Annotated in this window: 17 protein-coding genes; 6 read left to right on the top strand and 11 right to left on the bottom strand. The window is 50.7% G+C overall.

All coding sequences use genetic code 11. The features are described from left to right. Positions 1-39: 39 nt before the first annotated feature. The 3 genes from PsAD13_RS04170 to PsAD13_RS04180 form a co-directional block, all read right to left on the bottom strand. Positions 40-1,068 (bottom strand): branched-chain amino acid ABC transporter permease, encoded by a 1,029-nt coding sequence (locus PsAD13_RS04170; RefSeq protein ID WP_057461714.1) that lies wholly within the window; start codon positions 1,066-1,068, stop codon positions 40-42. 116 nt (positions 1,069-1,184) lie between these two features. After that, positions 1,185-2,531: a substrate-binding protein gene (locus PsAD13_RS04175; protein WP_193777021.1), complete on the bottom strand. Its 1,347-nt coding sequence runs from the start codon at positions 2,529-2,531 to the stop codon at positions 1,185-1,187. Between the two features lie 435 nt (positions 2,532-2,966). Then, complete coding sequence (locus PsAD13_RS04180; RefSeq protein WP_084404321.1) at positions 2,967-4,301, bottom strand: globin-coupled sensor protein; 1,335 nt, start codon at positions 4,299-4,301, stop codon at positions 2,967-2,969. A gap of 333 nt (positions 4,302-4,634) precedes the next feature. On the opposite strand from PsAD13_RS04180, the gene PsAD13_RS04185 reads away from it, so the two are divergent. Together PsAD13_RS04185 and PsAD13_RS04190 are read left to right on the top strand one after the other, a co-directional pair. Beyond that, the gene (locus tag PsAD13_RS04185) at positions 4,635-5,099 is read left to right on the top strand and encodes an Rrf2 family transcriptional regulator (RefSeq protein ID WP_208860038.1); all 465 of its coding nucleotides are present in this window, start codon (positions 4,635-4,637) and stop codon (positions 5,097-5,099) included. Positions 5,100-5,295: 196 nt separating this feature from the next. Continuing rightward, a complete protein-coding gene (locus PsAD13_RS04190) occupies positions 5,296-8,214 on the top strand; it encodes an EAL domain-containing protein (RefSeq protein WP_063286634.1) in 2,919 nt (972 codons plus the stop codon). A gap of 4 nt (positions 8,215-8,218) precedes the next feature. On the opposite strand, the gene PsAD13_RS04195 is transcribed toward PsAD13_RS04190, so the two are convergent. Continuing rightward, positions 8,219-9,184: a 2Fe-2S iron-sulfur cluster-binding protein gene (locus PsAD13_RS04195; RefSeq protein ID WP_063317337.1), complete on the bottom strand. Its 966-nt coding sequence runs from the start codon at positions 9,182-9,184 to the stop codon at positions 8,219-8,221. A 161-nt stretch (positions 9,185-9,345) separates the two neighbouring features. Next, positions 9,346-10,164, bottom strand: a complete 819-nt coding sequence (locus PsAD13_RS04200) for a methyltransferase (protein WP_063317338.1) — start codon at positions 10,162-10,164, stop codon at positions 9,346-9,348. 163 nt (positions 10,165-10,327) lie between these two features. On the opposite strand from PsAD13_RS04200, the gene gltS reads away from it, so the two are divergent. Next, positions 10,328-11,584 (top strand): sodium/glutamate symporter, encoded by a 1,257-nt coding sequence (gene gltS / locus PsAD13_RS04205; RefSeq protein WP_208986409.1) that lies wholly within the window; start codon positions 10,328-10,330, stop codon positions 11,582-11,584. Between the two features lie 38 nt (positions 11,585-11,622). Here the strand turns inward: gltS and PsAD13_RS04210 are convergent, their stop codons facing one another. Beyond that, entirely contained in the window at positions 11,623-12,099 is a 477-nt protein-coding gene (locus tag PsAD13_RS04210) for a hypothetical protein (protein WP_063317339.1), read from the bottom strand. Positions 12,100-12,339: 240 nt separating this feature from the next. Between PsAD13_RS04210 and PsAD13_RS04215 the strand changes: the two genes are divergently transcribed. Further along, complete coding sequence (locus tag PsAD13_RS04215; RefSeq protein WP_057461720.1) at positions 12,340-12,936, top strand: DJ-1/PfpI family protein; 597 nt, start codon at positions 12,340-12,342, stop codon at positions 12,934-12,936. 50 nt (positions 12,937-12,986) lie between these two features. On the opposite strand, the gene PsAD13_RS28455 is transcribed toward PsAD13_RS04215, so the two are convergent. The 4 genes from PsAD13_RS28455 to PsAD13_RS27210 form a co-directional block, all read right to left on the bottom strand. Next, positions 12,987-14,765 (bottom strand): M10 family metallopeptidase C-terminal domain-containing protein, encoded by a 1,779-nt coding sequence (locus PsAD13_RS28455; protein WP_153040838.1) that lies wholly within the window; start codon positions 14,763-14,765, stop codon positions 12,987-12,989. 41 nt (positions 14,766-14,806) lie between these two features. Then, positions 14,807-15,079 (bottom strand): hypothetical protein, encoded by a 273-nt coding sequence (locus tag PsAD13_RS04225; protein ID WP_084404629.1) that lies wholly within the window; start codon positions 15,077-15,079, stop codon positions 14,807-14,809. Positions 15,080-15,486: 407 nt separating this feature from the next. Beyond that, positions 15,487-15,939 carry a cysteine rich repeat-containing protein gene (locus PsAD13_RS04230; protein WP_057461724.1) on the bottom strand — a complete coding sequence of 151 codons (453 nt, stop codon included), beginning with the start codon at positions 15,937-15,939 and terminating at the stop codon, positions 15,487-15,489. Positions 15,940-15,963: 24 nt separating this feature from the next. Continuing rightward, positions 15,964-16,275: a hypothetical protein gene (locus tag PsAD13_RS27210; RefSeq protein WP_063300249.1), complete on the bottom strand. Its 312-nt coding sequence runs from the start codon at positions 16,273-16,275 to the stop codon at positions 15,964-15,966. Positions 16,276-16,646: 371 nt separating this feature from the next. On the opposite strand from PsAD13_RS27210, the gene PsAD13_RS04235 reads away from it, so the two are divergent. Continuing rightward, positions 16,647-17,621, top strand: coding sequence for a hypothetical protein (locus PsAD13_RS04235; protein WP_057461725.1), 975 nt, complete (start codon positions 16,647-16,649; stop codon positions 17,619-17,621). A gap of 81 nt (positions 17,622-17,702) precedes the next feature. Next, complete coding sequence (locus PsAD13_RS04240) at positions 17,703-18,188, top strand: RidA family protein (RefSeq protein ID WP_057461726.1); 486 nt, start codon at positions 17,703-17,705, stop codon at positions 18,186-18,188. On the opposite strand, the gene PsAD13_RS04245 is transcribed toward PsAD13_RS04240, so the two are convergent. Beyond that, positions 18,185-19,177: a helix-turn-helix domain-containing protein gene (locus tag PsAD13_RS04245; RefSeq protein WP_057461727.1), complete on the bottom strand. Its 993-nt coding sequence runs from the start codon at positions 19,175-19,177 to the stop codon at positions 18,185-18,187. The genes PsAD13_RS04240 and PsAD13_RS04245 overlap by 4 nt on opposite strands. Between the last annotated feature and the right edge of the window lie 13 nt (positions 19,178-19,190).

A 19,190-nucleotide genomic window follows, 5' to 3' on the forward strand; every position in this document is an offset into this window, starting at 1 on the left:
AGCAGGTCGGAGCGTGGAGAAATCTTGGTCATCATTGGCTCAGGTCTCCATCACACCTTTACGGCCCATAAGTCCACGTGGACGAACCAGAAGAATAATAACTGCAACAAGATAGATAATGATCTGGTCGATACCCGGCAGAATGGTCTTCACCTCATTCATACTCGCAAAGCTTTGCAAGATGCCCAGCAGGAAGCCAGCGGATACGGCACCGGGCAAAGAGCCCATCCCCCCCACGACCACCACCACGAAGGACAGCACAAGGAAGTCCATACCCATGTGATAATCTGGCGGAAGGATCGGCGTGTACATAACGCCAGCAAGACCTGCGACGACGGCAGCAACGGCAAAGACCAGCGTAAAGCGACGCTCAATGTTGATGCCAAGAAGGCCAACAGTTTCGCGGTCAGCCATGCCAGCGCGAACAACCATGCCAAAGGTGGTGAACTGCAGGAAGGCAAAGACCCCGCCAATCACGCTAAGTGAGAAGAACAGATACACAATGCGCCACTGCGGATAAACGACAGTTCCCGGATCAAAGCCGATCCAAATGCCCAGGTCCATCGCGCCGCGCACCATGTCTGGTGCAGATTGCGGAATAGGGTTTGCCCCGAAATAAGTTTTGATGATCTCTTGCAAAACAATGGCCAGACCAAAGGTCACAAGGATCTGCTCAGCATGTGGGCGCTTGTAGAAGTGGCGGATCAAACCACGTTCCATCACATACCCAACCAGCAGCATGACCGGAATGGCAAATGCAATAGACAATGGAACGGAGTAGTTCAGCATCGTCGTGCCAGTGTCACCCAGCCAAACCTCAATGTAAGGCACACGGGTTTCCAAAGGCGTACCCCAGGCCGTGGTCTTGGTAGGATCGACGACAACCTGCTCAAGGCCGATCAGTTTATTGAAAGCTACGGCACAAAATGCGCCAAGCATAAACAAGGCCCCATGGGCGAAGTTCACAACTCCAAGCGTACCGAAGATAAGCGTTAGCCCAAGCGCAATCAAAGCATAGGCACCGCCCTTATCAAGGCCGTTGAGAATTTGAAGAACGATGGCGTCCATCCGCTCTTCTCCCTTTAGATTCGTGAGAAGGTGCAAGGCATCCAATGCGGAACATCAGTGGTTCAAGCAGGAGCCATTACCCGGCTGCAAAAACTGCAGCCGGGCAAACGGTGCTGTTAGACCTTGTAAGGTCCAAGCTCGCCACCAAAGATCTCTGGGTCATACGTGACTTGAGAAGCAGGTGTCACTTCAACAACTTCCAGAAGGTCAAACTGGGAAGTCGCGTTCTCGTTACCTTTCACGACCAGCACATCCTTGAAGCACTGGTGATCAGAGCCGCGGTAAAGAGTTGGGCCGTTACCCATACCGTCGAACTGGTGATCTTCCAGAACTTTGATAACCTCTGCTGGATTGAAGGTGCCCGCACGCTCACACGCATCTGCATAAAGCAGTGTCTGAACGTAGCAGGTGTGTGCAGCCTGGGATGGTGGGAAGCCATATTCCTGGCCGAACGACTTAACAAAGGCCTTGGAACCGTCGTCCTGCAAGGACCAGTTCCAGTTGGTTGTGCCGTAAATACCCTTGATGTTTTCGCCTGCACCCTGAGCCATAAGGCGGGAGTAGAGCGGAACGATGATCTCAAAGTTCTTGCCATTTACAAGCTTGTCACGCAGACCAAACTGAACAGCCTGCGTCAGCGAGTTGATCATATCCTTACCGTAGTGGTTCAGGATCAACACATCAGCACCAGAGTTCAGAACAGGTGCAATGTACTGAGAGAAGTCACCAGCACCCAATGGAGTACGGACTTTGTTGACGGTTTCCCAGCCAAGGCCTTCTGTGGTGTTGGCAATGGACTCTTCCTGTGTCCAGCCCCATGTGTAGTCAGCTGTCAGGTGATAAGCACGGCGGTCTTTGCCCATCTCTTTTTCAAGCACAGGGCCAAGCGCTGCACCGGACATATAAGCGTTGAAGAAGTGGCGGAAGCCATAACGCCGCTTGTCCTTGCCGGTGGTGTCGTTGGAGTGAGTCAGGCCGCACATAAATACGATGCCCATTTCCTGCGCCAGAGACTGCTGTGCAATCGCCACGCCGGAAGAAGAGCCACCAGACCACATGACAACGCCGTCTTTTTCGATCATGCGCTTTGCAGAGGCGCGGGCCGCATCAGACTTTGTTTGAGTATCACCGGTGACGTAGTCAACTTTCTTGCCAAGAACGCCGTTACCATTGAGCGAAAGCGGCTTCATGGTGCTCAGCATACCGCCGTCACCTTCACCGTTCAGGTGTTTGACGGCCAGCTGATAAGCGCGCAGTTCGTCAGCGCCTTCGTCAGCATATGCGCCTGTTTGTGGCACGTTGAAACCGAAGGTGACTGTTTTAGAATTGGTTGGGTCATTACGGAAATTGGTTTCAGCCCAGGCGCTGCGGCTGATAATAGTTGGGGTCGCCAGAACCAGACCACTGGCTGCTCCCGCCTTCAATAGGCTACGCCGATTCATCGGCCTACGAATAATGCTCATGAAATCCTCCCGAAAGGCAAAATGCCCGAATTGACGTGATAGAGGTCCCGTCCTCCTAAGAACCTGCCGCGTTCACCATTCCTTGTTCACCAGAAACAGTTACGTCAGCTCACGCAAAGGAAAGCCTAGTTCGGTAGTATAATGAATCGCAATTCGACTTATGGTTTTTAAACCAAAGGTTAATACCAAGTAAGATTCTATTATATGTTGTAAATCTTTTGTCCTATTTAGTTTTAAGGAAGTGTTGCACTGCAAATGTGACCTGAATGAAATAAATGCATTTTACGTAAGGTGTTCGTTAAAACTGTAAAATACTGAATTCATGAAGAATGTCGTTTAAATTTCTCAGGATATGCAGAGCACTGGTGTTTGTCTTTAGCTTGAAGGACAAACACCAGTTTTTCGTAGTGCAGCTAACGCAAGTGCGAAGGCTTTCTATCTCAAGTTGCCGAGAAAAGTGCCAACCGACGAACGCAGGTCAGCAGCCTGATTGGATAAAATTTGTGCAGCATCCAGCACGCCAGAAGCGGTTTTGTCGGTTTCATCCGCCGCTTTTTGTACCTGGCCGATGCTATCTGACACCTGCGTGGTTCCCAATGCAGCATCCTTGATGTTCACGGCAATGGATTGCGTTGCGATGCCTTGTTGTTCAACCGCGCTGGCAATGGCATTTGCACTGTCATTCATCTCTTCAATGATCTCTTTGATCTCAGAGATCGCCTCTTTGGACTCGCTTGTGCTCTCCTGAATCCCAGAGATTTGATCGCTGATCTGCACAGTTGCATTTGCTGTTTGCTGAGCAAGCGACTTCACCTCGTGTGCAACCACAGCAAAGCCTTTGCCCAACTCACCGGCACGCGCCGCTTCAATGGTTGCGTTGAGGGCGAGCAGATTGGTTTGCTCCGATATTTGAGTAATTAAATCAATAATGTCACCAATCTCGATTGCCACTTGAGACAGATGATTGACCTGCTGGAAGGCCTTTGTGGATGCGAGTGTCGCGTTGGAGGCTGTAATCGTTGTTTTGTGAACCTGCTCGGCAATCTCGGAAATGGCAGTCCCCAGTTCCTCAGTTGCGGAGCGCACCGCCTCCACATTTTGAGAGGCATCCAGAGACGCTGCTGCCACGCTGGAGCTGATCTCGTTGGTGTGCTCTGAGTTACCGGAAAGAGAAACTGCAGACCCATGTAGCTGATCTGCAGCGCTGGCAATGGAGGACGTGACTTGGCCCACGGATCCCTCAAAATGCTCTGCAAGGTCCGTCAGAAACTCTTGACGCGCCTCTTCCCCGGTCTGGTCATAAACCGCCAGCGCAAGGTCCATATCAAGCAAGATGACCTTGTTGAGGATGCGAGGCAGGTTCTTGCTTGGCCGGCTGGAACGGGAGAATAAGCCGCCACCAGACTGCTCAAGAAGAGCAGCGCTGAGCAACGTCCCCAACCTACTGTAAGCTCCGATATACCATTGCGGTGTTAGGCCGAGTCGCTGATGCGTTCTGCCGATCCGCTGCACAGACTGTGCATAGTCATCATCCAGCTTTCCACTGCATATGAGCCGCCAATGCTCATGCTGTTTCTCCCGCGCATGACGCATGTGCTCTTCATTCTTGAAAAACTTCATGGTCTCAGGAAAGTTTCGAATGTGTCTATAAAACTCATCCAAGACCTCCGGCATGATCGCCATGATGATATCCTGGGAGTTTCCAAGTTCTTCCAACTCCGCTGAAGATATACAGTGATACGTCAATCGATCATCGATAGTTTCGCTCATTAAAAATCCATACTTAATAAATCATAGTTTTCGTTTCTTTCAGTTATTACGTAAGGAAATATTGGGGTCACGAAAGAAAAAAACGCAAAAAAAGTTATTTACGCTAAGTATAGAATGTAGATTCTAATTGACCCAGCGTAATGGTTTGGATGTGTGTAGTTGGTAATTGTATTTATATTTTGATAACTTTTGATGGAGATCAATGTTCCCATGTGAGTACTGCTCTTTTGTAGTATATGACCGGTGTCAATCAATAAAAATAATACCCCAAATGTTTTTATTAACTGTAATTCGATGAAGCAATTTCAGCTTTAGAGTAAGGTCGAGGTACCTATGAAATTAACTGGGATGACAGATGTAGCGGTACGCATACTGATGCTCATGGCTGTCAACCGGAGCGATAAGTGGACAATTGACCGCTTGTCTGAGGCAACCAACAGCGGGCGTCCTCAGGTCGCCAAGGTCGTGCAGATCTTAAACCGGAAGGGCTACATCAAATCCAGACGAGGGCGATTGGGTGGTCTGATGCTTGCTCATGCGCCAGCTTCTATCAACATCGGTAAACTCATCCGGAATGTTGAAGATAACTTCGCACTGGTGGAGTGCTTTGCATGCAATCCCGCCAAACCATGCCCGTTATCGGGTGTCTGCCGTTTCAAAGGCAAGCTGAAGCATGCGCTGAACTCTTTCATGGAAGAACTGGATGCAATCAACTTGACACAAATTATTGAAAACGCAGACGAAATTAGGACAAGCGTTGAGGTGAACGCTGAGAGAAAGCTAGAGCTCTCTGCCTAGTACGATGCAATTAAAGTGCATTTAACCAACCTGCTTTCGTGAGCATTAACCGACAAAACTCATAGTTTGGTAGTGCTCACGCCTGCTTAAGACAGTTTCGCGACAATCAGGCCTTGTTCATGAGACCTCTGTGCCCTCACGCACGAGGTTTTTGTTCATTTGGCGAATAGCAAACTGTTCGGCGCAGGCAATTTCTATGAGACGAGTCCGGCACTCAATTTCTCTTAAACTAGCAATCATCTCTGTTGTCGCCATTGCTCTATCTTATTTTGCGCTGACATTTCTCGTTGTAATTCAGTGGGAAAGAACGCTCCAACTCCAAAGCGAACAGCTCTCCCAGATCGCCGTAAACCAATTCTCCACCACGCTTGAGCGTGACGTAGCGCTGGTGAGACACCGTATTCAGTCTCAGCTATCCGAAACAGCAGCCAGCCTTTCTGCCATTGGTGAGCGCGGTGACATCGTAAAAGCTGCAGAAACACGGGTCTGGGCAGGGGATGTGAACATCCTGTCACTGGTGCAGGAAGGCACGCCGCTTGACGCTATTATCCTGCTGAACTACCGCGGCCAGATCGTCGGAGCATCCAAGCGCGCCGATCCGGGACTGATCCAGAAACAGCTCCTCAAAGTTCATCTGAAACAGTCGCTTAGCACTGTCTGGACGCCGTCCACGGGCACAGGCCCAGCCGTCCGATACACGCTTCTTCCAGCCACTCAATTTGGCCCGTTATTGCCGGGGGAGCCTGATGCAGGCGTCTCTCAAGTCCTTTATTCCTCACTCATCGACCCGGGCACACAGTGGCGTGGAGCCTTGGTGGCGCAGCGGTGGTTTCCCTTCAACTCCGGAGTGATTGACGAATACAGCAAAATCTCAGGTGCCGAGATTGCGATTTTCTATCAGGACAAGCTGGTTGGTGCCTCGCCACATGCACCGGTCGAAGCGCTGCAAATGCCTGAAAACCTGCGTAAACTTAAGATCCTGAACACTGCATTCGAGTATTGCGATAACGGTCCATCACCGCTCGTGATTTGCGCCTTCAAGCCACTCGAAGTCTTGCTGGACGCGCAGGAACGCCTACGCAATGTGGGGGAAGAGACCAGCGCTCAGACTTTCCAGCGGCTTATTGTGTTGGGCTTTACCGCCTGTCTCATCATCTTCATCGTAGCCCTGTTTGTTTCCCGCAAAATGTCCCAGCCACTGCAGCGCATCGCAGATGCCCTCTCTGATGTGGCGGGCGGTAACTTTGATGTGCGGGTAGAGGGCACCAGAAGGATGGATGAAGTCGGTGAGATCGCCCGCGCTGTTAAAGTGCTCCAGGCCTCCGCGCGGGAGCGTGACAGTTTGCGCCTCAATATCCAGCGCAAGAACAAGGAATTGCGCAAAAAAGAACAGGAATTGGTGAAGCAGAATACGTTATTCGACGCTGCATTGAACAATATGTCCCATGGGTTGTGTATGTTCGATACACAGAAAAGATTGATTGTGTTCAATCAGCGCTTTGATGACATCTTCGCTTGTGAACAAGGCGAGGGCAAAATTGGCATGACATGGGATGAAATGGTCCAATGTATGCCTCTGGCCCAGGAGTTTTTGCAGGATGATGGCGAAAACTCTGTCGCACAACAACACTGGCCGAGCACCGTCCGCAGCACGTTTACACTTACTTTGCAAAGTGAACAGGTCATCTTGATGACGCTGGAACCGCAAGATGGCGGCGGCTGGGTTGCGATCTTCGAAGACATCACCGACAGGCAGCGCATCAGTGATCATCTGAGCTATCTCGCAACGCACGATGCCTTGACTAAACTGCCCAACCGTTTGCTGATGAATGAGCGCTTGCAAGAGATGAAACAAGCTGCTCTGGCACAAGATGAGCACTTCGGCATTTTGTGGTTGGACCTTGATGAGTTCAAGACAATCAATGATTCATTGGGTCATGCAGTTGGCGATAAGCTCTTGTGCCACGTCGCAAAAATCCTGCGAGAAAAGGTGGCGAACAAAGAGATGGTCGCCCGTCTCGGCGGTGATGAGTTCGCGATCCTATCTAAGTTGCCTGCCTCCCGAGAAGATCTGGAACAACTTGCCAAAGAAGTGCTGAAAGTCATCGCTTCTCCGTGTTTCCTGGAAGGTCATGAAATCGTGGTCGCCGCAAGTGTCGGTATCGCCACATTCAGCAAGGAATATCAAAACGTGGATGAGCTCATTCGTTTTGCTGACCTTGCTTTGTACCAGGCCAAAAATGATGGTCGAAACACCTTCCGCTTCTTCGAAGATGATATGGCTGCCAAGATTAAGCAGCGTCAGACATTGATCACTGACCTCTATAAAGCCACCGCAAATCGGGAGCTGGAGGTTTATTTCCAGCCACAGGTCATCTTGGCAACCGGCGAAATCTCCGGGTTCGAAGCACTACTGCGCTGGAACCACCCACGCTACGGTTTCATCTCACCATTCGAGTTTATCCCCCTGGCAGAAGAAACGGGTCTGATTCTGGAAATCGGGGCATGGGTACTGGATGAAGCTTGCTCTCTGGCTGTCGGTTGGCCCAAGCGGGTGAACTTGGCAGTCAACCTGTCACCACGTCAAATTTACTGCGAGCAGCTGCTACCGGTTGTTGATGATGTGCTGGCCCGTACGGGTCTGGATCCCGGACGGCTTGAACTGGAAGTGACAGAAACTGTGTTACTGGCAGATCATCTGCGCGTACGTCAGACTCTGGCGAAGCTGCAGCAAATCGGCGTTAAGATCTCTATGGATGACTTCGGAACAGGCTACTCCTCACTGAGTACACTCCGCCGCTTCCCCTTTGACAGGATCAAAGTCGATAGGTCTTTTGTGATGAGTATGACTGAAGATGATGACTCCCGCTTCATCGTGAACTCCGTCATCGACCTTGCAAACAGCCTCGGCATCACAACAACAGCAGAGGGCGTTGAAAGCAAAGAGATCGCAGAGCAATTGACGGCAATGGGATGTTCTGAAGCGCAGGGCTATTACTTTGGCAAGCCTGCACCTCCCAATCAGGCGCTCTTCTGGATGCTGGAAGAAGCACGCGGCGTCACGCTGGAAGCGCAGGTCAACAACTCAAAACTGACTAAGAAAGCCGCAGGCTAAATCGTCACTCAGCAGGTTCCATCGCGGCGGAGCCATCAACTTGCTCTACTGCATCATCCCATGGCTGAAAGTTTGGAATGCGTCCGTAAGTGGCTTGCGCATCTATGAAAACATGCTCAAGGCCGGCAATAAAGTCGCGCGAACCAGCCATGTAAGCCATGTCAAACTCGGTCAGATCTGGCAGCAGTGCCTGCAGGGTTTCAGTTGCGCCATCACCTTGCAGGTTCGCAAAGATCGGCTGTATGCCACGACGGTTCAGCCAGTTAAACACCTGCTGAAACTGGTCCTGCTTCAGCGACTGATCCAGAATGAGCACCTTCTCACGGCGCGGCTGCCCCATGGCAGAACTCAAAGCCATCGCCCAGATCGGAGGTAGGCTGTTCGGTCCGGCAACCATAATCAGCGGCTCGTCATCATGCCCAAGGAAGGAAGAGCCATAAGGGCCGGTGATGCCAACCCGCCCCTTCACATCGCCCTTCTTCGCAAGCATTGCGAAGAGATCAGGGGTGTTGGCCCGTTCTATGAGAAAGATCAGCGTATTGAACTCAGTCCCGGCATCCAGAGCAAAACTGGCAAACAGGTTCACCCGTTCCTGACCACGAAACTCGACATGGTAATACTGGCCCGGACGCCATGAAATCGGCTTGGTAAAGCTCAGGCGCAACTCGAAAAGGTCATCCGAAACCTTCCGCACTGCAGAAACATGCCCCTTAAGCGACTGCAATTCAGAGGATGCGGGCAGCTTCAGCTCAGCATCGCCAGCAACCGTTGCCTTACAAGCAAGAACGGTACTTTTCAGCCGAGAGCCATTGGCTTCCACCTCACCGGAAATCACAGTAACGCGCGTGCTTTCACAAGTGCTATTCCCGCAGTCACACTGCAAAGCTAGTCCACCACGCTCAGCGACTTCTAGAAGTGTTTCACCAAGCTTGGCATCAATTGATCTGCCATTGATATTAAGACTGGTCATGGGCACCCATGTTGCTCCGCGTATGTGACGGACGTATCTACGGTTGTGCAAGTTATAGAACTACACGCTTATTTCCTAGGGGGAAATCTAAGTCATTCGCGACATTAATACAATTTTAACAATTAATAGTCACCTGACTTTATCTAGTTATTTTTACGCCCTTAGCTCTTCTTGTAGGCCGCAATAACCAGATGACCCGGAACTGGCTCACCCTGTTCAAAGCGAACGGTGATTGGCGAAAGATCAAGAATGGTAAAGCCACTGCTCACCAGCAAGTTCCGAACATAGCTCTCAGCATGTGCAAACCGATGGTACTTGCCCACCATGAAGTTCTGCTCGCCTAACTCCTCTGCAGGAAGTGTCTCAGAGGAAAATGCAAAGACACCATTGGCTTCAATGTTGTCCGCTACACCGGCGAAAAACTCTTCCAGCTCGCCCATGTAGGGCAGCACATCAGTCGCGACGATGAGGTCCCAGCGCTCTTCTTCCTCAACCTTGAGAAATTCAACCACTTCACCCACGTAGAGGTCGTCGTAGATTTCTTTCTCATCCGCAACTTCAACCATCCCCTCGGCAATGTCCACGCCGGTTTTATGGGGCACCAGGTTATTCAGGGCTTCGCCGGAAAGGCCAGTCCCGCAACCAAGGTCCAGCAAACGTTTGAAGGAGCCAAGTTCCAGCTTTTCAATCTTGTCACGTACCATCAGTGGAACGGAATAACCGAGCTGATCCACCAGAACCATGTCGAACACTTCGGCATGCTGATCAAACAGCGTGCTCACATAAGCATCCGGCGCTTTGAGGGGCGCATTCCCTTTGCCCATACTTGCCAGGCGAACGGCCACGCCACCATGATCTTCCGGATCTAACTCCAGAACTGCTTTGTAGGCCTCAGCAGCCTCATCAAACTTGCCTGCTTTTTCCAGATCCAGAGCCCGGTTATATGCGTCAGCAAGTGCTTCATTGTCTAGTTTAGTCATGGGGACAGTTGAGCCGCTGTAATATTGAAATTGAAGGTCTTCCTTACACAAGAAATTCTCGAAAATCTACGCAATACATAAGGTTTTGTTGCCGCATCAGAGTAAATAAAATGGATCACCCCGATTAAAATACGCAGATCACTTTTAAACGGCAAGTGAGGTCATGCTGATAGAACCAAGGCTGGTGAACAGTGAGGCCCGTATGGAAGGTGCGCAACCTGAGCTAATTGAGATTGATCCATTTACGACAATCACAATTGCAATCCTTGTTTTGTTTGTCGGACGAGAGCTCGTTCGAAAAAGTGTAGCCCTTCGCAAACTGACGATCCCTGACCCTCTGGCTGGCGGATTGCTGTGCGCCATTCTTGTTACTGTGCTGACGGTCTGGTGGGGTGTGAAACTTAAATTCTCGACAGAACCGATTGATTTCTTTCTGATTTATTTCTTCGCGGCAATTGGCCTTCGTGCAAAGGTGAGTGACCTTCTTACAGGTGGCAAGCCACTTGTCATTCTCATCATCATTTCCTCGGTGTTTCTTGGTGTTCAGAATTTTGTCGGCATGGGGGCGGCCAGCGTCTATGGCTATCCAGTACACACAGGCATCATCGCCGGGTCAGTCTCGCTATCCGGCGGGGTAGGGACAACGCTTGCATGGGCACCAATTTTTGCTTCAGAACTTGGCGTCGCAAATGCGCAGGAGATCGGTATTGCCTGTAACACTGTGGGCATCGTGTCTGCGTGTATTATCGGCGGACCAATTGCTCAGTACCTCATGAAACGGCATAAACTGGCAGGATCCCTCAGCACAGACGAAGCTGTCGGGCAGAATTTCAAGGACGATGGTAAGCTGAATCTGCACTACTACGATGTTCTGGGGGCAGTCTTCTTCATCAATATGGCAATTTTCATCGGCTACATGATGTATCTTGGCCTGCAGGAAGCTGGCGTCGTTATTCCGGTATTCGTGCCAATTCTTGTCGCAGGCATCATCATAAACAACGTGGGCCGCCTGCTGTTTCGCAACTACGACAATGTTGGCCGCGAAAAAGGCATGGCGATGATCTCAGACATCAGCCTCGGTATCTTCCTCAGCATCGCGCTGATGACCATGGACCTGCTGGTGGTTTGGCAGTTTATGGGCTTCGTCGCACTGGTGATGTCCCTGCAAATCGCACTTGCCATTAGCTATGCCCTCTTTATCGTCTTCACCTCCATGGGCAAGGATTATGATGCAGCTGTTATCGCAGCAGGCTTTGGCGGGATAGCGCTCGGTTCCACCGCTACAGCCGTGTTGAATATGACCTCCGTCACCCGTCAGTTTGGTGCATCGCCTAAAGCATTCCTCATTGTGCCACTCACCTGCGGCTTCTTCATTGACCTGATGAACACCTGGGTGATCTCAAACCTGATTGCGCTTTGATGAGCATGAAGTTGAAGTTCAAAACATGGCTGGAGTAATTAAGGTCGCACGAGCAAATATCGCGAGACCGTTGCATACGGTCCGGCCTCATAGTGCACCAGCTCCATTGTGTCAGAGTTTATCATGCGCCCCTGCATAGTGCCTGTGTCAGGGTGCTCAACAAGTGTGATGGAAGCCCCATCCCAACCGATCATCCCAATCACAGGCTCTTTGGATTTTGAGACCTCGGACCGCCCATCATGATCTCGCCCGGACCCGGGACTGACCTGCCAGAAGAAAACTCCCTCCAGCACGGGTCCTGTTTGCTCATCTATCCGCAAATGAGAAGGTCCGTTCTCCTGACTTTGGATATCCCGATGCCAGTAAACAGCATCTTTCTTGATCACCACCCATTGCCCGACCAGCTCTGGATAATGCTGTGGCGGCTTGCCATCAATTGCAAAGGCAACAAACGTGGCACACCCCATCATCAGTGCTGCAATCGCAGTCTGAACAGGAAGTTTCCATTGCCCCATTTATGCCTCCCCAACTCAACTTGAACTCACAGGGCAACACATCTCAGCCAAGACCTAAATCCCTGGGATTTGATGTGGTAGTTCAGATCAAAGAAATCTGCCTGTATGGAAGCAAGAGCATCTGTTTTGTCGTTCTCATAAGAAAGGGATAGCCAATCCTGCCTCTGGAACATATAGTGAACAGAATCTATTGTAAGCGATGGCGATCAACCCGGATGATTGTTCAAAAGGATATTTGAAATGACGAAGATTGCAGTGATCCTCACCCAAGGCTTTGCCGATTGGGAATACGCATTGATTGCTGGCACTGGCGGCCCATTTTTCGGCATGCAGGTTGAGTTCTTCACCCCTCAGGTCGGTGAAGTGAAATCGCAAGGCGGGCTAGCTGCGATTGTCTCGCGTAAGCTGGATGAGATCAGGACGTTTGAACCAAGTGTTATTGTCGTTGTTGGGGGAACAATCTGGGAAACTGAACAGGCTCCGGATATCGCAGATCTGCTCAGGGCTCACCACGAGCGCGGTGGTGCTGTTGCTGGAATTTGCGGTGGCACATTGGCTCTTGCCAGAGCAGGTCTGCTGAATGAAGCGAGACACACATCAAACAACGCAGAATTCCTGCAGCAAAATGCGAAAAACTACAAAGGTGCTGAACACTACCAGTCAAGTGCATCCACCATCTCGGATCGTGGCGTGATTTCCGCTCCTGGAACGGCCCCGGTATCCTTTGCAGCAGCTGTTCTTGAAGCCGCCGGGCTCGCCACTGATGCTCTTCAGCAGTTTAAGGCAATGCTTGGCGCAGAGCATTTGGAACCGGCAATGGCTGAGGCGACCTCTTAAAACCTGAGTCAGTGCCCTGGGTTGATAGGGCACTGACCAGTTTCTGCTGACTACACGAAAGCAAAGTCGCTTTCGCCAAGGAGTGCAGCATCCACATTCACCAGAGAAATGGAGTTTGTTCCAAAGGTGATCACGGTATCTCCGCCATCGTCAAAGATGGTGAGGTTGGCAAACTCTGCCATGCGGCTCTTGATCATGATGAGATCACTGCCAAGTTCAAAGTCGTTGATGGTGTCATCACCTCCCAGATTGAAGAAGCAGAAGTTGTCAGCGCCTGAACCGCCTGTGAGCGTGTCGTCACCAGCACCTGCAATCAACTTGTCCGCACCAGAGCCTCCATCCAGAGTATCGTCCCCGGCACCGCCTTTCAGCACATCATTGCCAGAGCCACCACGCAGGGTATCGTGACCGTTTCCGCCAATCAGCTTGTCCTTGCCACCGTTGCCGAGCAGCGTGTCATTGCCAGCTTTGCCAACTAGAGTATTGCCAGCCGCATTGCCGATGATGGTGTCATCGCCGCCACTGCCAATCGCGTTCTCGATAACGGCGTTGTAAGCAATCGCCAGATTACTCAGGCCACCACCCACATCGGAGAAGGAGCCATCAATGAGGCTGATCATCTGGTTGACTTTACCAGCACCTGACATGTCGATGGTGTCATTACCACCGGCATCCCAAATGGTCACCGCGCTGGGCATCCCCTCGGAAAAGTCATAGGCACCACCAGCATTGGAGTTGTAGCCGTAGACCGTGTCATCCGCACGGGTGGTCATATTCACCCCGTAAAGCTGCTGAAGTGCCAGCACATCCAGCGGCATGAGCGTGTCCGGGAAGCCACCGTAGCCGAGGTTGGAATCGGCGTTACTCTCATCAAAATAGCTCATCACAGAATACTGCTGCGTATCCTGACGGAACTGAGCATGTTCATCATAAGTAATTCGAACACCCGGACCAGCGTTGTAGTCCCCCGGATGCGCCAGCCCCACAGCATGACCGATCTCGTGCATCACAGCAAAGTGGCTGTAAGAGCCGGTTGGCAACTCATCGGTTGAGACACTGTTCGTGTTCAGCCAAACGTCGCCTTCATTTTCACCAGCCTCCGGCGAACCTGGATAGTATGCATAGGCACCAGCACCATCCGTGGTGGAGTTGTAGTTGGAAAACAGCATGGTCGCATCGTCGGTGTATCCGTCCGGGTTCACCCGATCAAACGAGATATTGGCAATTTCTGAGTAGGAGGCCAGCACCTTCTCAATAGCTGCAATCTGCTCATCAGTGACATGCGCAAACGTGTCTTCAACCCCGTTGTTGTTCTCACGGAAGCCATAAGTCACTGTCGCAGCTGTACCCGGTCCACTCCATGAGAGGCCTGGGCGAAGCAAGGCACCAGCACCCATATTACCGTCATAATAAGCTTTGTCGCCTTCCACAGCAGACAAGCCGTACTGGCCGGTGCCTTCATCACCATAGGACGCCACATCAAGATAGAAAGTCCCGCTGGTTGCTGCGGTAAACGTAATAGTGGAGTGCGTGCCCGGTCCGCCATCATCGTCATCCACCAGCAGGTTCCCATCGGAATCCCGCAGGCGCAGATAAGGGTCAACCAAGCGGCTTTCGCCATCAAAAGTGCCAATAGCAGCAAAGGTATAGGTCTGCCCGGCAACCAGCTCAACTTCATACCAGTCGTGGTCGCCGTCACTGGCTATAGTGCCCTGAACTGTCTCGAAGATATTGTTGTCCGATCCCTGCGCATCCTGCCCCGTGTCCCTCAAACGGTAGGATGTAGACGTGTTGTCTGCGGCATCTCTGGTCTCATAGAGATTTGTCATTATGTTTCTCCAGCTTAAAATGGACATTCAGATGAATGAGTTCATTTTGGCTGGGGCTTCGGAAGGTCGTCCGTCCGCCCAGCATCTTCCAGGCACGCACGTTCCACTTGCTCAATGGCATATTGAACAGTCCGCTGTTGCTCCTTGCTACTTTGCAAGGGGCTGCCAGCCACAGCCTCCTTCAACCGTTCAATGGCATAGGAACAAGTGGGGTCTGAGTAGGGCCGGTCAGGATTAACCGGCATTGAGGCTCTCACGCCGAAAGCGGAGAAACAGAAAGCAACAACCGCAATAAGCAATCTGGCGTTCTTCATGTGTCACAGCATCCAGTTCAAAAGCTCATGGACCATCAGAGAAGAGCAAAACACAGGTCAGGCAACAAACAATAGTTATTCATGACCGGTAGAAATGACGTCTACCGATGGCCTCCCACACATTATGTAATGATCATGCGTACGTGAATTTTCTAACAGTTGACGTAGGGGCAGAAAAACGAAATATCCTTAGGTGAATACATGCAAAAAGCATTATTCATCAAAGATCTGGCATAAATGATAGATTAGGTAGATTTATCGTGTATTATTATCAACTAAAATTACGTCAATTAATGTAATTATATTGCGCCTATGGTGGTTGGGTTAGTTTTATTCATTAGATTTCACGTGGATGAGCTGGCTGATTAATTGTTTTTCTAATCAGCCAGCAATCTACGCTACGGCAATCAAGAGTCCTCATCTTTCAGGCCAAACTTCTCACTGAAGACTTCGATCACTTCTTTGCACTCAGCGCCAACCTTGTCCTGCTTTTCACTCAGGCAGGTTAGAACACGACCACCGCCAACTTCTGTTTCTGAACACTGAGCTTCAATATCTGGAGCACAAATTGCCAGAGCCTGTCTGGCGTTCGCGAAGAAAAAGTCCAGGGCATCGGCGAAATCATCAATCGCAGTGGAGCATTGCTTACTGAGTTTATCCTCGTAGGCATACATGCATGCAAAAATGCGACCTTCTCCGGGTGTCACTTCCTTACAATGAGATTTTATCTCTGGTTCACAGGCTTCAAAAACGCCTTGGGCTGCATTCTTTCCTGCTGTATCCTGCGCCATCGCATTGTGTCCGGTGGCCGCAACCAACAAGCCAAGACCGAACAAGACAGCTCCGAGTGATTTAATCATTTTGGGGTCTCCAGAATAGAAAAATTACGGATTAACAACGATATAGACAGTCACGCCGTTTTGAAGGACAGGTCTGTAATAGACGCCGCCACAATTGTAGTAAGAATTGTATGGGCTGCAGCCAGATATGGACTGACGATAGTTGGTGCGTCTGGATGTTCTGCGAGATGTTCGCCGTGATACGCGTCTTGATTGATTGAGATGAGGGTTTTGGGCGTTAGCTTTGCCGACAGAAAAGAGGAGAGCCACGCCTGTTGGAAGCTCGGTAAAGTCGATCTGGCTGGTATAGCCGAGTGATCCTGCGATGACCGCTGCTGCGAGTAGTTTCAGTCGCATGTTTGTTTCCCTGAGTTGATGTGGTCTTTGGCACCAAACCAGTCCGATGAACGGGTGCATTGGGTTTTTGCCAATCGCTTCAGCCGTCGGCTTCCACGCATTTGAAGATGCTTAAGGACAAACGTTAGAGTTATCTTTCAGGGGCTACTCGCGTTTTAGTCATACAAAACCTCAGGCCACTTCGTGGGGCACCTGTTCAAGTCAGCATCAAGTTTTTATGGGGTGAACGCTTCAAGTTTGCTCAAAGCTTGAGAGATCTCCTTCAAACTGTTTTCACTCAAACTCTCATATATGGAGGCATGAGCTTTCTAGCTAAGCATAATGGGTCGCAAAGAAATTAAGCTGTCACCGCATTGGTCTGGAGTTGCTGAATGCCGGATGTAGACGCACAAACCATGTCACCAGAGGTCGAAGCCTGGGTGGAAAATGTACTAAGCGCTTGTAACCTCAAGTGGACTGGTCCGACGAAAAATTTTGAGCGCGAACCCAAAGAGAACCTGCGCATTGATGGCAAAACGCCTGTCGCGGATCACATCAATTACCTACGCAAAACATTGAAGGATACATATGCCAGGCGATCTGAGATTGCCGGCAAGGCGAAACTTGACCGAGAGCTTGCGGTGCACCTCCAACACTTTGATCAGGCCTATGTTGCAGTCGATAGTAATATCGACAAAGCACAGGCCAGTATGGGCAGTGGCGATGCTGGAGGCGCAATCAGTGACGCCGTGGACCAGCTTGAGTTCATGAGGGATGCGCTGGAAGCAGCTTATTACTCCGCAGCAAAAGACCCGGAAGAAGCCTACGCCGAGTTGCGTGAGAAAATTGATGCTGCCAAGGCTGAACTGTACGAGCTGGGTAAGGAAAAAGAAAAAATTCAGGATGATAACGCCCGAGAAGAGTTTGAGGACATCTACTCAGAAGCCAAGGATGGGCTGGATCAATCTTTGAAGACGTTGGAAGCTGACAAATTCCTCGAAGCTGAAGAAGAGTTGGAAGAAGCCAAAACCGTGATGCTCGATTTGCGACCTGGCAACAGTGAGGATATCGCCAAACGAAAGAAAGAGTATCAAGCTGCTGCCGAGGATGCCCAAAAGAACATCAAAAACCTGTCTGGCAAGCTGGGTACTTTGAATAATCCGGACAAAGTCGCCGAATTCAACAAACACAAAGCCTCCGCAAACAAGTTGATCAAGAAGGTCGAGACCGCTCTCAAGAACGGCAAGGTAAAGTCTGTCCGCTCAGATATTCCGAAGCTGAAGGGTGAAGTCGAAAAGATGAAAGCCTGCTTCAAGGTAGAGCCAAAAGCAAAAGCACCGCCCAAAGGCAAATCTGGCAAAAAGTAACCTTAGGCGCAAGCTGGGCAAATGGCCGCTCGCCAAGATGCTGCCAACAACAGAACAACACAATCAGGAAATGAGTGCCCCATGAAAACCACAGGCAAAGCCCTCGCGATGTGCGCTGCAATCTTGTTGAGTGGCTCAGCATTGGCTGCAGAGACTGACCAAAAGACCATCATCAATCCTGACACCCTGTCAGATTCAACCAAGTCTGGGTATGCGCAAATTGTCGTTGTCGCTCCGGGTGCTCGCATCGCATATGTGGCTGGTCAGGTGGGCATTTCCAAGGATGGATCAAACACCTTTGAGGAACAGGTCGACCGAACGTTCGACAACCTGATCAAAGCGCTCGAAGCTGCTGGGAGCAGCGTGGAAGACACGGTGAAAATCACGGTGCTGATTAAAGATCATGACCAGTCCAGACTGGACTATGTCAACAAAAAGCGCCGCGAAATCTTTGGTGCCAGCCCACCAGCAAGCACACTCATTCCAGTGCCGGTCCTCGCAACGGAAATCATTGAGTTTGAAGTGGATGCGATTGCAATCGTACCAGAAAAAACACCTGCTGATTAAGGTGCTTGCCTGCGAAACTTCTGCCTGTACTGGGCTGGTGAGACGCCAACCTGCGCAAGGAACGAGCGCCTAAATGCGTTCTCGTCAGAATAGCCCAATGCCTCAGAGATCGTGGTTATTGGTGTCGTCGTATACTCCAACTGAGACTTCGCACGCTCACAGCGGATGTTCAAAATGAATTGCTGCGGAGACAGTGACAGTTCTCGCTTAAAGTGCCGCAACAGGCTGCGTGTGCTCATACCCAAAAAGCCAGCAAGCTCCTGTACTTTGAGGGGGCGTGAGGACAAGTTGTTCTGCACCCATTGGTCCGCACGTTCAATCGTCTCATCCCGTGTTTTTTCATGCCACGGGATCATGAAGGGCTGCTGCAAGCCTCGGTTTTCTTCAAGAACCATAAATCGCGCACATAATCTGGAAAGGGCAGGGCCTTCCAGCCGGTTGATGAGATGTAGTGCAAGGTCCAGAGAGGAAGTGCCTGCGGCGCTGGTAATGACATTGCCTGCATCAACGAGAATTTCATCACCGGCCAGCTCCACACCTTCATAAGCCGCACTAAATTCCTTCTGCTTCCACCAGGTTGTTGTGGCTTGCTTTCCCTCCAGCAGTCCCGCTTCAGCAAGTAGAAACGTGCTGGTACAACTCGCAGCAATGATGCTGCCGTTTTGAGAATAGTGCTGAAGTTGCTCAGCAACACCACGGAACCAGTTTGTGCTGATCGTGCATTGCGGCGCTGAGGTCGTGCCAATGCCGGGAAGAAACACCACATCAGGTGCAAAAATATCCTCTAAAGAGCCATCAGGGGTCACCAAAATACCGTTTGAAGATCGAACAGGCTCGCCATCTATAGAGTAAGTCTGGACCTGAAACGGCATGACCTCGTCGCCACGCACCTCTGCAATCTGGTTTGCAGTCTTGAACATGTCTGCGGACCCAAAGGCTGCGAGCCCCAGAAAGTTCTCCAGCAGCAAAATCGCAATGGTTGAAGTCATGTTCAGATCTCAT

Source organism: Pseudovibrio sp. Ad13 (assembly GCF_001623225.1).
In the GTDB taxonomy this organism is placed as follows: Bacteria; Pseudomonadota; Alphaproteobacteria; order Rhizobiales; family Stappiaceae; genus Pseudovibrio.